The following is a 13,595-nucleotide window of genomic DNA, read 5'->3' as shown; positions in this document are numbered from 1 at the left end:
GGCGGAGGTCGTCAGGCCATCGCCGTCGAGCCGATCTCGGGATGGGCGCGCATGAAGTCCAGGAGGGTGCCGGCGTAGCTCTCGAACGCCGGGCACACCACGCCGGTGCCCGCCAGGTCCCGGTCGGTGCTGGTGGTGGAGTAGGTGGTCGGGGAGGTGGCGTACTCCAGCGCCTCGGCGGGCAGCCCCATCAGCCGCTCGGCGCCCGGCACGGTCCCCACGAGGTACCGGGTCGGTGCCAGCGGCAGCGGCACCCACAGCACCCGCTTGCCCAGGTGCCCGGCGAAGGTGTCGACCAGCTGCCGGACCGTCGGGGGACGGGGATCGGTGAGGGCGTAGGTCTGCCCGAGGGAGCGGTCCTGCGCCGCGAGGGCGTCCATCGCCGCGACGACGAAGTCGCGCGGCACCAGGGAGAACCGCACCCGGTCGGGGTCGGCCAGGCGCGGGACCGGGGCGACGAAGGGGAACCGCCGCAGGTAGGAGGCGAAGAAGTAGGGGCCGTCGTACTTCTGGGTCTCGCCGGTGCGCGAGTCGCCGACGACGATGCCCGGGCGGTAGATCGTCGCCGGCAGGCCGTCGGCCATCGCCTTGCGGACGAGCAGCTCGGCCTCGTGCTTGGTCGCCTCGTAGTGGTTGCGGAAGCTCTGCCCCTCCGCGAGGTCCGCCTCGCCGAAGGTGCCGGCGTAGCGCCCGCTGACGTAGCAGGTGCTGACGTGGTGCAACCGCTCCAGACCGGGCAGGGACCGGCAGAGGTCGATCACCCGGGCGGTGCCGTCGACGTTGACCCGGCGCGCCGTGTCGCGGTCGACGGCGAGGTCGTAGACCGCCGCCAGGTGCCAGACCTCGGTGACGTCGTCGGGGACGCCGGAGTCGCCGCCGAGGCCCGGCCCGGGGGCGGTGAGGTCACCCGGCAGCAGCTCGATCCGCCCGCGGAGCGCGGGGTGGGCGTCGGCGAGCGAGCCGGCCCGCCGCCGCGCCGTCGCCAGGTGCCGGGGCTGGACGAGGCAGACCGCCCGGTCCTCCGGTCGGCGGGCGAGCAGCCGGGGGAGCAGCGTCGAGCCCAGGAAACCGGGGAAACCCGTCATCAGCAGCGCGGTCACGTGCAGCCCTCCCGAGGTGGTGCCCTGCCTGCACCATGGACCCGCGAGGCCGCTCCCCGGCAGGGTCGAAGGCACGTCCCGGGCGGGGGACTTCCGCCCGGCGCGGGCACCCGCCGACCGCGGGCGGGCTTCAGGACAGCACCGGGTCCTCGTACATCGAGTCGAGCAGCGCCTGGTAGCGCGCCTCGATCAGGCCGCGCTTGATCTTCATGCTCGGCGTCACCTCGCCGGTCTCCACCGACATGTCGTGGTCGAGGATCCGGAAGTCCTTGATCGTCTCCCAGCGGTTGAGCCGGGTGTTGAGCTCGTCCACGCAGCGGCGGACCTCCTCGCGGACCGCGGGGTCGGCGACCAGGTCGGCGTAGCCGGCCGCCGCCAGACCCGCTCCCGCGCTCCACCGCGCCAGCGCGTCGGGGTCGAGGGCGATCAGCGCCGTGGCGTAGGGGCGGCCGTCGCCGTGCACCAGCATCTGGCTGGCCAGCGGGCAGACCGCCTTGAACAGCACCTCGATGGTCTGCGGCGCGATGTACTTGCCGCCCGACGTCTTGATCAGGTCCTTCTTCCGGTCGGTGACCCGCAGCCGGCCCTCGGCGTCGAGCTCGCCCACGTCGCCGGTGGCCAGCCAGCCGTCGGGTCGCAGGACCTCGGCGGTCGCGTCCGGCCGGTTGTGGTAGCCGCGCATGACGAACGGCCCACGGAGGAGGATCTCGCCGTCCTCGGCGATCCGGACCTCCGATCCGGGCAGCGGCCGGCCCACGTAGCCCGGGGTCGGGCGGTCCAGGTCGGCCACGCAGGCGCCGGCACCGGTCTCGCTGAGCGCGTAGCCCTCGAGCACCGGGAGGCCGGCCGCCCCGAACCACCGGGCGATGTCGGTGGACAGCGCGGCCGCGCCGCAGATGAAGAAGCGCAGCCGGCCACCGAAGCGGGCCCGCACCTTCGCCAGCACCAGCCGGTCGGCGACGGCGTGCTGGACCTGCAGGGCGATGCCGGGCCGGCGGCCCTCGACCCGGGCGTCCCACACCCGGCGGCCCACCTCGAACGCCCAGCGGAACAGCGCCAGCCGGACGCCGCCCTCGGCCTCCACGGTCTGGACGACGGCGCCGTGCACCTTCTCGAAGATCCGCGGCGGACCGGCCATGAAGGTCGGCCGGACGGCCGGCAGGTTCTGCACGATCATGTCGATCCGGCCGTCGACGGCAGTGGCGAACCCGATCTGCAGCTGGACCGCCTCCAGCATCTTGCCGAACGAGTGCGCCAGCGGCAGCCACAGGTACTGCAGGTCGTCGTCGTGGACCAGGTCGAGGGCCACCGCCGCGGCGGCGATGTAGGTCCAGCAGCGGTGCGGCAGCTCCACGCCCTTCGGCCGGCCCGTCGTGCCGGACGTGTAGATGAGCGTGGCGAGGTGCTCGGGCCCGACCGCGGCGACGGCGTCGTCGACCGCCGACGGGTGGTCGGCGAGGTGCTGGGCGCCGAGCAGCTGCAGGTCGGCCAGGCCCAGGACCCACTCGCCGTCCGCGGCGCCGTCGAAGGTGATGACGCGCTCGAGGTCGGGGAGCTCCGCGCGGCGTTCGCGGAGCTTGGCGACCTGCGCGTCGTCCTCGGCGAAGGCGATCCGGGACCCGCTGTCGGCCAGGATGAACGCGGCGTCCTCCGCGTTGGTCGTGGGGTAGACGGCCGTGGTCGCCCCGCCGGCGCACAGCACGGCCAGGTCGGCGTAGATCCACTCGACCCGCGTCGTGCTGGCGATGGCCACCCGGTCCTCCGGCCGGACGCCGAGGGCGAGCAGGCCCGCCGCCAGGGAGCGGACCGTCGTCCCCGCCTCCTCCCAGGTCACCGAGCGCCAGCCGCCGGCGCCGTCCGGGAACCGGAACGCCTCGCTGCGCGGGGTGGCCGCCACGCGGTCGGCGAACAACCGGGCGACCGACACCGCCGGCGTCGGGATCTGGGCGGTCTCGGCTGACGCTCGGGTCGTGGTCATGCTGGCCTCGCGGGGGTCGGCTGGGGTGGCAGGTCGCCGCCTCGATCGTGGCCCGGATCACGCCTCACGACCCGGGGCCAAGGTCTCCTCGTGCGGTGACAGGTGGCCCCGCGGCCAGCCCGCTGCCGAGCACCACGAGCGACAGGGAGACGGTGTAGACGATCCAGCGCTCCGTCCCGCCCTCGCCCAGCTCCTCGAAGAAGGCCAGCTCCCCGAGCAGCTCGTAGCCGAGGAGGAACCCCAGCGCGACGATGCCGAGCACCACCTGCACCGGCCGCAGCGGCCGGGGGAGCAGCCGGGCGGTCAGGACGGCGGCCAGACCACCGCTGACGAACGCCAGCAGCGACACCAGCTGGTGCACGCCCATGATCGTGTTCCCCGGGAAGAACCCGACCAGGACCATGCCGAGGCCCAGGCCGGCCAGCGGCAGCCAGGCCGAGGTCCGCACCCGGCTGCGCGCCAGCAACCCCGCCGCGACGGCGATCGCCGCCCCGATCACCACCATCGCCACGTTGAAGATGGCCGCCGAGGGCTGGCGGACGACGTCGTCCGGGCGCATCGCGGCCAAGTCGCTGACCGTGTTCACCGTGCTGTCGTAGGCGGCGGGGTACAGCGCCTCCGCGGTGACGATCACGAGGAGGACGGCGGCTCCGCTCCCGAGGAGGAGCAGCCCGGCGGTGGTCTGCGACCGCGCTGACGGGGTCGTGGCCTGGTGGCTGCGCTGGCTGGTGACCATGGGCTCCTCCGGCGGTCGGCGGGGTTCGCGACCACGGTGAGCCGCCCCCGGGTCGGCTCCGAAGGGGCCGAGGTCCCGGCGGTCGAGGACCTCCGGGGCGCGAGGTCGCCCGGGCCGCGGGTGGACCCTTCCCGTAGCGGCTCGCCGGCCGTCGCGAGCGAGGTGATCACCGATGCCCCAGCCAGCGACCGGCGCCCGGACGTCCGCCGGGCTGGTGGCCTGCTGCGTGCTGGCGGCGTGCGCCTCGCCGGCCGGGACGGACGCCCCGTCGGGAGCCGCCGTCGACTGGTCGAGCACCACGTACACGCTGACCTGCGACGGCATCGTGCCCGGAGGGCTGCGCGCGACCGTCGTCGACGGGTACGCGCGGGTGCCCGCCGACGAGGGGCGACCGCCCTACTACGCCCACTACGACGTCCGGGTCGCGGACACCGCCACCGGCGACCTGGACGGCGACGACGAGCTCGACGCCGTCGTCCTGCTGGAGTGCTCGCCGCAGCCGTCCAACGGCATCGTCCAGGAGGTCCAGCTCCTGTCGCCGACCGGCGAGCTGCGCGGCACCCTGCCCAGCCCGCGCGACCTGCAGGGCACCGCTCCGCTGCCGCCGGAGTACCGGCCGGCGGGGTTGTCGATCCGGAACGGGGAGATCGTCGCGGCGATGACGGCGTACGGGCCCGACGACGTCCACGCCAGCGGTCCCTCCGTGCCGCTCACGGTGCGCTGGCGCTACGACGGCCGGGACTTCGTGCGGGTGACGTCGTGAGCGGCGCTGCCGCCGCGCACGGCCCCGGTGACATCCGGATCGGTTCCGGCCAGTATCGGCGGTGGCGCGGCACGGGGGACGGGCTCGGTCGGCAGCGGTTGAGCGGGGGTGGCCGTCGGTGACGGATCTGACGACCCGGCCGGTGCCCGAGCGCCACGATCCGGACCGCCGGGCGGTTCACCCCCGCGCGCACGACACGGATGGGCCGGCGCCGGGGAGGACGCCTCCGGCGGACGCTCCCGGCGGCGTGGAACTGGGCCGGCTGCTGGCCCTCGCCCGGCTCACGCCCGCGCAGGCGCTGGAGCTCGGCGCGGGCGTCCTCGCGGCAGCGGTGCCGGCCGGCGCGGAGGACGACGGCGGGGGCCGCGCAGCCCCCGGCGCGCGGGTCTGGGTGGCGGCCGACGGCCGGGTCGTGCTCCGCGGTCCGGCCGAGGGCGGCACGCGGCCGCTCGACGCCGTCCTCGCCGGGATCGCCGCCGCCGTGGGCCGGCCCGGCGCCGGTGCCGACCCGACCGCCGCGCGGCACCTCGAGGAGCTCGATGGCGCCGTCCGGGACCTCCCGACGACGGGGCCCGCCGTCGTGGCGCGGAGGCTGCAGGAGGCCGCCGCGTGCCTCGACCGGACGGCGGTGCGCGCCGAGCTCGCGGCGCTGGCGCGGGCCGTCGGTGAGCGGGCCACCGGCCCCGGAGGGGTGGCCGGGCGGACCGGCGCGCCCGTCGCGGCCCGGCCGGCGCCGCCCGCGCCACGGGCACCGGTGCCCCTGAGACGGCGGATCGGGGCCTGGCTGCTGTCGGTCCTCGTCCTCGTCGCGGCCGTCGTGTCGGAGGTCGTGTTCCTGCGCGACCAGATCGCCGCCGACGTCGACACGCTGCTGGACGCCGGCCGTGGTGCCGACGAGCCGACGGCGTCCGCGCCGGCGACCCCGTCGGTCCCGGCGCCGGCACCGCCCTCGGCGGGCAGCGTGCTCGGGGTGGATCTGCGCCCGCTCGGCCGCTGCGCCCCCGGCGCGCCCTGCACCGTGCGGGTGCTCGTGCGGCTGGCCCCCGCGGCCGAGGCGCGGGTGGTCACCTGGTCCTACGTGGTCGTGGACGGGTGCTCCGGGCCGACGGTCAGCGTCCCCGGGGGCACGCTCACCGCGCCGCCGGAGGCCGATCGGATCGAGGCCGTCGGCGTCGTCCCGGTCCCGGCCGGTGACGGCGTCGCCGTCGTCGCCGTCACCGGGGCCCCCGCGTCGGCGGCATCGGCGCCGGTGGTGCTCGGTTCCTGCCCGGCCGCGGGACCGGGCTCGTGAGGGGCGCCGGCCGGACGGTGCGCGCCGGCACGGTGGAGGTTCCCGGGCCGGCGGGCGGGCGGTACCGGCGCACTCGCGAGCAGCGGCGCAGCCGGCGCAGCGCCGCCTTCGACCTGCTCGCCGTCCTGGCCGCGATCGCGCTGGTCGGGCTCGGGATCGCCAACCTGCACCTGATCGGCGCGACGGACCTCGCCGCGCGGCAGGGCTTCGTCGCCGGGGCGGGGGTGCTCGCCCTGGCGGTGTTCTGGGGGGTGCGGGTCCGCTACCTCGGCGTCCTGGCCGTCGGCGCGTACATGGCAGCGGTGGTCCTCCTGGTCGCCGTGCCCCTCGTCGGCCGGTCGGCGAACGGGGCCACCCGGTGGATCGCCGTCGGCCCGCTCAGCTTCCAGCCGTCCGAGCTCGCCAAGCTCGGGCTGCTGCTCGTGCTCGCCGGCGTCGTCGGCTCGGGCCGGCCGTCGTGGCAGCGGATGGCCCTGGCGCTGCTCCTCGCGGTCGTGCCCGTCGCCCTGACGCTGCTGCAGCCCGACCTCAGCACCGCGGTGCTGCTCGTGCTGCTCACCGTGACCGTGCTGGTCATCGGCCGGATCCCGGCGCGGTTCCTGCTGCCGCTCGCCGCGGTGGCGGCGCTGGCGGCCCCGCTGCTGATCGGCCTCCTGCAGCCGCACCAGCTGGTGCGCCTCGGGAGCTTCCTGGTCGGCGCGCACGAGTCCCCGACCGGCTCGGGCTGGGCGCTGCGGCAAGCGCACATCGCGGTCGGCTCCGGCGGGCTGTTCGGCCGCGCCGACGACCCGCTGCGCGGCCTGCGCGCGGAGTACCTGCCGGAGAAGGAGACCGATCTGGCTCTCGCCAGCCTGGTGGGGCAGCGGGGGCTGGTCGCCGGGGCGGGGGCGGTCCTCGCTGTCGTCGTCGTGGTGTGGCGGCTGGCGCTGGCCAGCCGGGCGTCCCGCACGCTGCACGGCGCGCTCGTCGCCGGCGGCCTGGCGATGCTCCTGGGGGTGGAGACGGTCGTCTCGGTGGGCGCCAACCTCGGGCTCCTGCCGCTGGCCGGCGTGCCGTTCCCGCTGCTCAGCTACGGGGGCACGGCGCTCGTGGTGCACCTGGCGGCGCTCGGTGTCGCCCTCGCCGTCCGCCGGGACGGCGCCCGGCGGCGGTTGTGGGTGCCGCTGGGCCGGCGGACCGCGCGTCCGCGGCTGGTGCGCCTCGCCGCGCTGGGACTCTCCGCGCTGCTGGTGACCTTCGGCCTCTACGGCTGGCGGTTGCAGCGCACCGAGGGGGCGGCCCTCCAGGTGGTCGGGGACGAGCAGATGACCCGGTGCATCCGGCTGCCGGCGCCCCGCGGGGCGATCACCGACCGGCACGACGTGCCGCTCGCGCTGGACGCCGCCGACGCCGGGACGGGGTTCGACCGCGTCCTCGTCGTCCCCGCCCTGCTGCGCGCCCGGCCGGCGGACCGGGACCGGCTCGCCGACCTGGTGGGCCGGCCGCGCGAGGAGCTGGCGGCCGGGCTGGAGGCGGTGGAGGCGACCACGCTCGCGGTGCCGGTGGCCGAGGTGGTGCGCGCGGCCGGCGACGCGGTGACCGCCGCCGGGATCACCGGGGTGCTCGTCGTCCCCGAGGCGCGCCGCAGCTACCCCCACGGGGCGCTGCTCGGGCCGGTGCTGGGGTTCACCGGGGTGGCCACGCCCGACGACGAGGAGCGGTGGCCCGGCCTGCCGGCCGGCGAGATCGTCGGTCGCGCCGGCCTCGAACGGCAGTACGACGCGGTCCTGCGGGGCATCAACGGGCGCCAGTGCCTGTACGTCGACCCGGCGGGCGTGCCGGTGGCCATGGGGGAGCGGGTGGCACCCGTGCCCGGGGCCGATCTGCGGCTCTCGCTGGACGTGGGCCTGCAGCGCGTGCTGGACGCCGGCCTCGCCACCGCCCTGGGCGCGCAACCGCGCCCGCGCGGCAAGATCGGTGCCGCGGTGGCGATGGACCCCCGGTCGGGGCAGGTGCTCGCCATCGCCAGCACGCCGTCCTTCGACAACAGCGTCTACGGGCCAGCGGTCGACGCCGCGGCGCTGCGCGCGCTGGGGGAGGCGCCGGGCTCTCCGCTGCTCGAGCACGTCACCCAGGCGGCGCTGCCCCCCGGGTCCACGTTCAAGCTGGTGGTGGCGGCGGCCAACCAGGCGCACGGCGTGTTCGCCCCCCGCCAGGCCATCCCCACCGGGGCGGCCTTCACGTACGGCGGGCACACCTTCGGCAACTGGCGTCCGATGGGTCCCATGGACCTCGTGGAGTCCATCGCCATCTCCAACGACGTGTACTTCTACAAGCTCGCCGTCGCGCTGGGGGCCGACCGGCTGATCGACACGGCCCGTGCCCTGGGGGTGGGGCAGCCGACCGGCATCGACCTGCCGGGCGAGTCGGCCGGCTACCTGGGCACCCCGGAGTCGGTCCGGGCCCGCGGCGGGACGTGGTACGGCGGCTCCACGGTGATCCTCGGGATCGGCCAGGGCGAGCTGCAGGTGACCCCGCTGCAGGCCGCCCGGTGGACCGGCGCGGTCGCCACCGGGCAGCTGGTGACGCCGCAGCTCGGGCTCGCCGTCCGCTCGGGGACCGGTGCGGACACCGCCCTGCCCGCGCCGGCGGTGACGCCGGTGCCGTTCGTCGCCGACCTCGGGCCGGTGCGCGACGGGATGCGCCGAGCCGTGACGGGCGGCACCGCGGGGTCGCTCGCCGGGCTCCCCGCGCCGGTCGGCGCGAAGACCGGCACGGCGCAGGACGGCGGTCTGCGCGCCGACGAGTACGACAACTGGATGACGGCCGCGGCCCCGTTCGACGCCCCCGAGGTCGTGGTGACCGCGGTGGTGCAGGGGCCGGGGACGGGAGGGAACACCGCCAAGACGGTGGTGGCCGACGGCCTGCGCCACTACCTGGAGAACCGGGAGGAGGTGGTGGCGACCGGCCCGGTGCAGGCGCCGTGAGGCCCAGCGCCCCCGTTTGTCAGCGCCCCCGTTTGTCAGCGTCCCCCGTAGGCCGCGAGCAGCCGGCGGTCGCGCAGCGCCCGGGCGGCGCCCTCGGCCACGCAGGTCCGCGGCTCGTCGGCGAGCCGGACCGGCAGCCCGAGGGTCCGCTCCAGCTCGTCGGTCAGGCCCGGGAAGCCGGACGCGCCACCGAACACCAGCACACCGTCGGCGAGGACGTCGGCGATCGCCTGCGGCGGCAGGTCCTCCAGGCACGCCGACATCGACCGGACGATCTCGCCGGTGACGGGACGCACCGCCTCGGACACCTCGGTCCCCGGCACGGTGGCCAGCCGTGGCCGGCCGGTGGCGGCGTCGCGGCCCTGCACCACGAGCGGGCCGTGCCCGTTGGACGACGAGCGCACCTTGAAGTCCTCGGCCTCGAGCTCACCGACGTGCAGCTGGTGCTGCTCGCGGAGGTACCGGGCGACGGCGACCGTCATCTCCTCACCCGCCAGCTTGCTGGTCCGGTGGGCGAGGACCCCGCCGAAGCAGAAGGCGACCGCCTCGGCGGTGCCGCCGCCGATGTCGACCACCATGCGCACCCGCCGTTCCAGCGGGTCGATGCCGCAGCCGACTGCGCCGGCGATGGCCACGTCGAGCGCGGTGACCGGGCGGATGCCGGCCTCCTCCGCGGCCTCGAGCAGCGCGCGCCGCTCGAGGGCGGACGCCCCGACGGGCACCCCGATCACGGCCCGCACGGGCAGCTCCCAGACCCGGCGGCCGGCCTTGCGCAGCACCGAGCGGAGGTACAGCCGGGTGGTCTCCAGGTCGGTGACCACGCCGTCCTGCAGCGGCCGCAGCGGCGTGAACCGCTCCGCCGGTGCGCGGCCGATGAGGTCGGCGGCCTCCTGGCCGATGGCGAGCAGCCGGTGCCGGCGGGGGCCGTCGCGGCGCAGCAGCATCACGGACGGCTCGTCGTAGATCACGCCCCGGCGACCGTCGCTGACGACCGTGGTGGTGGTTCCCAGGTCGATGCCGAGCCCCACCGCGGTCCTCCTGCCCGTCGACTGCCGCACCAGTCTGGGGGCGCGCCGCCGCGCGGTCCATGGGGCCGTGCGCCGTGACGCCGTGGTTCCGGGACGCGGCCGGCCAGCACCGCGGACGAGCGTCGTCGACATCGGCCGGTACGACCAACGCACGAGGCGGTCGGGCACGGCCCGAGGACCCTTCCGCCGGTCTCCGGGCCCCACTACCGTCGGCCGGAACGGGGGTCATACACACCCGGGAGGCACCATGCTGAGCAGCAGCAGGGTCGAGGCCAACATCCCCGCCGCAGATCTGAAGCGGGCGCGGGACTTCTACGCGGACGTGCTCGGGCTGACGCCGACGAGGGAGATCGACGGCATCGCGCTGACCTACCGCACCGACGCCGGCACGACCTTCAACGTCTACGAGACCGAGTTCGCCGGCCGGGCCGGGCACACCATCGCCCAGTGGCACGTCGACGACCTCGACGCGGAGGTGCGTGACCTCAAGGCCAAGGGAGTGGTCTTCGAGGTGTACGACGACATGCCCGGCGTCCGCTGGGACGGCGAGATCGCGTCCATGGAGGGGATGGGACGCGCCGCCTGGTTCAAGGACAGCGAGGGCAACATCCTCTGCCTGGACCAGGAGGGCGGAACGGCCTGACCGGGCTCGCGGTCAGGGGCAACAGCAGCGCTCCGACCACGTGCGCCCCGGCACGCCCACTCAGGGGCGGGCCGCGGCGCACGGTTGGTTCGACTGGCGGCGTGGGTCCGTAGGTTCGGATCATGCGGCAGATCGAGACGTCCCCCCTGCGCGGTGACCTGACCCTCGCGGACCTGCTGGGCGTGGCGGGCGTCGCGACCGACGACGTGCTCCTCGTCCGGCACACCTACGGCGCCGACGGCCTCACCGGCCCGCGCGACGCCACGGTCGAGAACGTCCTCACCTACGTCCGAGAGCAGTCGATCCGGCAGAGCAAGATCCCGAGGGATCCACCTGCCCTGTGGCTCAACTTCATGGCGGACGGCAAGCGCCGGTCCCGGTTCCTCGCGGCCTACGAGAACAGGGGTGAGGTCCTCGCCGAGCGGACCGAGGACAAGCGGTTCTTCGACCTCCACGCATCGGACGTCCTCGTATCGCTGCGGAACCGGCTCGTCATCGAGTGGACGAACGACACGATCAACTGGGCCAAGGTGGGAGGGAGAGCCGCGCAGATGCCGGTGGTCGAGATCGCCGACCCCGCCCGTGTCCCGTTCCCGGGCTTCGACAACGTCCTCATCACGCACGACGAGCTGCTGGCAGTCGTCGAGGAACCGCGCTACGCGGAGTGGAGGACGGCGCTCGCCGCCGTCCAGGGCATCTACCTCGTCGCGGACACCAGCAGCGGCCGGCTGTACGTCGGCAAGGCGGACGGCACGGAGCGCCTCCTGGGTCGGTGGAGCGCGTACGCCCGCGACGGCCACGGCGGCAACGTCGCGCTCCGCGAACTGGCAGAGGTCGACGTGACCCACCGGAGGCACTTCGTCTTCAGCATCCTGCGCGTGTTCGGCCCGACCGCGACCACCGCTGAGTTGGATGCGGCAGAGGCGCACCACAAGCGGGCGCTCCTCACCCGGCAGCACGGCCTCAACCGGAACTGACGGTCCGCCACCCGGCTGACGCCAGCGCTCCGCCCGGCGGTCCGGAGAGCCGGGTGCGGGTGCGCGGCTCTGGGCCCAACGTCCCCCGCCGTGAGCCCTCGGGCGATCGGAACGACCCTGCCCGCCGAAGACGAACAGCCCTGGGCGCAGCCCTCCCGCCGGGGCGATCGTCGTCCCGACGGGTGGGGTCCTTCCGGCCCGCCGTCGGGGGGAGGCGGTCGCCATGTGGACCCGTCGGGGCCCGACCGTGCTGCTGGTCGCGCTGGTGACCGCCGGGCTGGGCCTGGTCCCCGCGCCGGCACTGGCCCGCCAGTGCGAGCAGGCCGACCCGATCGCGCGTCACCACTGCGAGCTCGGTGGGGCGGCGTCGTTCCTCGGGGCACCGGTCGGCGGGCCGTTCGACGTCCCGGGCGGCCGCGCCCAGAACTACGTGGGTGGCACGATCTCGTGGTCGCCGGGGACCGGGGCGCACGAGGTGCACGGCGCCGTCCTGGGTGCGTGGGCCGCCCTCGGTCGCGAGCGCAGCGACGTGGGCTTCCCGGTGACCGACGAGCTCGGCGTCGCCGACGGGCTGGGCCGCCACAACGACTTCCAGCGGGGGACGATCACGTTCACCCCCGCGACGGGGGCGCACGAGGTGCGCGGCGCGATCTGGGGCACGTGGTCACGGCTCGGCCGCGAGCGCAGCGCTCTCGGCTACCCGCTCACGAACGAGCTGGGGACGCCGGACGGCGGGCGGTACAACGACTTCCAGCGCGGCTCGGTCTACTTCACGCCGGCGACCGGCGCGCGTGAGGTGCGGGGCGCGATCTGGGGCACGTGGACGGCGCTGGGTCGGGAGCGCAGCGCGCTCGGCTACCCGGTGACCGACGAGCTGGGGACGCCGGACGGCGGGCGGTACAACGACTTCCAGCGCGGCTCCGTCTACTTCATGCCGGCGACCGGCGCGCGCGAGGTGCGGGGCGCCATCCGGGGCAAGTGGGCGTCCCTCGGCGCCCAGGCCGGCTTCCTCGGCTACCCGGTGACCGGCGAGCTGGGCACGCCGGACGGCGGGCGCTACAACCACTTCCAGGGTGGGTCCATCTACTTCACCCCGACCACCGGGGTGCACGAGGTGCACGGCGCCATCCGCGACCGGTGGGCCGCGCTGGGCTGGGCGTCCGGGCCGCTGGGCTACCCGATCTCCGACGAGTACGCGGTGACCGGCGGCCGCCAGAGCGACTTCCAGCGCGGGTTCCTGCGCTTCGACGCCGCCACCGGCACGGTGCGGATGGCCCTGCTGGCGCCCTACGACCAGTCCGGCACCTGGGTGACCCGCTTCCGGTTCAGCCGCGAGTACGCCGGCGCCAACCCTCCGATCACCCCGGCCACGGTCGACGCGATGGCCGCCGCCGGCGTGGACACGATCTACCTGCAGGCAGCCGCGGACGACCCGCGCTTCCCGGGACTGCTCAGCCCCGACCTGCTCGGTCAGTTCCTCGCCCGCGCCCACGCGCGCGGCATGCAGGTGGTCGCCTGGTACCTGCCGCACCTCACCGACGTCGAGGCCGACCTGCGGCGGCTGCGGGCCATGGCCGACTTCCGGGCCTCCGGGCAGGCCTTCGACGCGATCGGGGTCGACATCGAGGACCTCTCGGTGACCGACGTGGACATTCGCAACGCGCGGCTGGTCGACCTCTCCGCCCGGCTGTGGGCGGCGCTGCCGGACGTGACGCTCGGCGCGATCGTGCTGCCGCCGGTGGTGACCGACGTGCTGAACCCCAGCTACTGGCCGCGGTTCCCGTGGCGGCAGCTGGCCCGGTACTACCAGGTGTGGATGCCGATGGCGTACTGGAGCAACCGGACGGCGGCCTCCGGCTGGCGGGACGCCTACCGGTACACCAGCGAGAACATCGCGCGGACGCGGGCCAACCTGGGCGAGCCGTGCGCCGCGGTGTCGGTGATCGGCGGGTTCGGCGCCGATCTTCCGGCCACCGATTACGGGGCGATGGCTCGCGCGGCGGCCGACCGGGGTGCGGTCGGGGTGTCGGTCTTCGACTGGACGACCACGCCCGCGGCGTCATGGCCGCTGCTGCGGGACTACTCCGTCCGCGGCTGCTGAGCGCCGCACACG

At 75.6% G+C, this 13,595-nt stretch carries 10 protein-coding genes; 6 read left to right on the top strand and 4 right to left on the bottom strand.

Going from position 1 to position 13,595, the window contains the following annotated elements; genetic code table 11:
* Positions 1–11 precede the first annotated feature (11 nt).
* The 3 genes from DQ241_RS10615 to DQ241_RS10605 form a co-directional block, all read right to left on the bottom strand.
* Positions 12–1,100: an SDR family oxidoreductase gene (locus tag DQ241_RS10615; protein ID WP_199584377.1), complete on the bottom strand. Its 1,089-nt coding sequence runs from the start codon at positions 1,098–1,100 to the stop codon at positions 12–14.
* A 130-nt stretch (positions 1,101–1,230) separates the two neighbouring features.
* A complete protein-coding gene (locus DQ241_RS10610; protein ID WP_113830149.1) occupies positions 1,231–3,078 on the bottom strand; it encodes a long-chain fatty acid--CoA ligase in 1,848 nt (615 codons plus the stop codon).
* Between the two features lie 64 nt (positions 3,079–3,142).
* Positions 3,143–3,814, bottom strand: coding sequence for a DUF998 domain-containing protein (locus DQ241_RS10605; RefSeq protein WP_158545911.1), 672 nt, complete (start codon positions 3,812–3,814; stop codon positions 3,143–3,145).
* A gap of 172 nt (positions 3,815–3,986) precedes the next feature.
* Here DQ241_RS10605 and DQ241_RS10600 point away from each other — a divergent pair, with 172 nt between their 5' ends.
* The 3 genes from DQ241_RS10600 (at position 3,987) to DQ241_RS10590 (ending at position 8,834) form a co-directional block, all read left to right on the top strand.
* Complete coding sequence (locus tag DQ241_RS10600; protein ID WP_158545910.1) at positions 3,987–4,577, top strand: hypothetical protein; 591 nt, start codon at positions 3,987–3,989, stop codon at positions 4,575–4,577.
* A 247-nt stretch (positions 4,578–4,824) separates the two neighbouring features.
* The gene (locus DQ241_RS10595) at positions 4,825–5,868 is read left to right on the top strand and encodes a hypothetical protein (protein ID WP_113830146.1); all 1,044 of its coding nucleotides are present in this window, start codon (positions 4,825–4,827) and stop codon (positions 5,866–5,868) included.
* Between the two features lie 32 nt (positions 5,869–5,900).
* Positions 5,901–8,834: an FtsW/RodA/SpoVE family cell cycle protein gene (locus DQ241_RS10590; RefSeq protein WP_233492363.1), complete on the top strand. Its 2,934-nt coding sequence runs from the start codon at positions 5,901–5,903 to the stop codon at positions 8,832–8,834.
* Positions 8,835–8,869: 35 nt separating this feature from the next.
* Here the strand turns inward: DQ241_RS10590 and DQ241_RS10585 are convergent, their stop codons facing one another.
* Positions 8,870–9,862 (bottom strand): rod shape-determining protein, encoded by a 993-nt coding sequence (locus tag DQ241_RS10585; RefSeq protein WP_199584376.1) that lies wholly within the window; start codon positions 9,860–9,862, stop codon positions 8,870–8,872.
* A 247-nt stretch (positions 9,863–10,109) separates the two neighbouring features.
* Between DQ241_RS10585 and DQ241_RS10580 the strand changes: the two genes are divergently transcribed.
* The 3 genes from DQ241_RS10580 (at position 10,110) to DQ241_RS10570 (ending at position 13,583) form a co-directional block, all read left to right on the top strand.
* Positions 10,110–10,505, top strand: a complete 396-nt coding sequence (locus DQ241_RS10580) for a VOC family protein (protein ID WP_113830144.1) — start codon at positions 10,110–10,112, stop codon at positions 10,503–10,505.
* 122 nt (positions 10,506–10,627) lie between these two features.
* Complete coding sequence (locus DQ241_RS10575) at positions 10,628–11,482, top strand: GIY-YIG nuclease family protein (protein ID WP_113830143.1); 855 nt, start codon at positions 10,628–10,630, stop codon at positions 11,480–11,482.
* A 223-nt stretch (positions 11,483–11,705) separates the two neighbouring features.
* Positions 11,706–13,583, top strand: a complete 1,878-nt coding sequence (locus tag DQ241_RS10570; protein ID WP_113830142.1) for a hypothetical protein — start codon at positions 11,706–11,708, stop codon at positions 13,581–13,583.
* Positions 13,584–13,595: the final 12 nt, after the last annotated feature.

Source organism: Blastococcus sp. TF02A-30, from assembly GCF_003319185.1.
Taxonomy (GTDB): domain Bacteria; phylum Actinomycetota; class Actinomycetes; order Mycobacteriales; family Geodermatophilaceae; genus Blastococcus.
This window is presented reverse-complemented; position numbering and strand designations above follow the sequence as displayed.

Coding starts and splice junctions, on each gene's coding strand:
- DQ241_RS10605 (WP_158545911.1), bottom strand. CDS start 3,814: ATGGTCACCAGCCAGCGCAGCCACCAGGCCACGACCCCGTCAGCGCGG.
- DQ241_RS10575 (WP_113830143.1), top strand. CDS start 10,628: ATGCGGCAGATCGAGACGTCCCCCCTGCGCGGTGACCTGACCCTCGCG.
- DQ241_RS10570 (WP_113830142.1), top strand. CDS start 11,706: ATGTGGACCCGTCGGGGCCCGACCGTGCTGCTGGTCGCGCTGGTGACC.
- DQ241_RS10610 (WP_113830149.1), bottom strand. CDS start 3,078: ATGACCACGACCCGAGCGTCAGCCGAGACCGCCCAGATCCCGACGCCG.
- DQ241_RS10600 (WP_158545910.1), top strand. CDS start 3,987: ATGCCCCAGCCAGCGACCGGCGCCCGGACGTCCGCCGGGCTGGTGGCC.
- DQ241_RS10580 (WP_113830144.1), top strand. CDS start 10,110: ATGCTGAGCAGCAGCAGGGTCGAGGCCAACATCCCCGCCGCAGATCTG.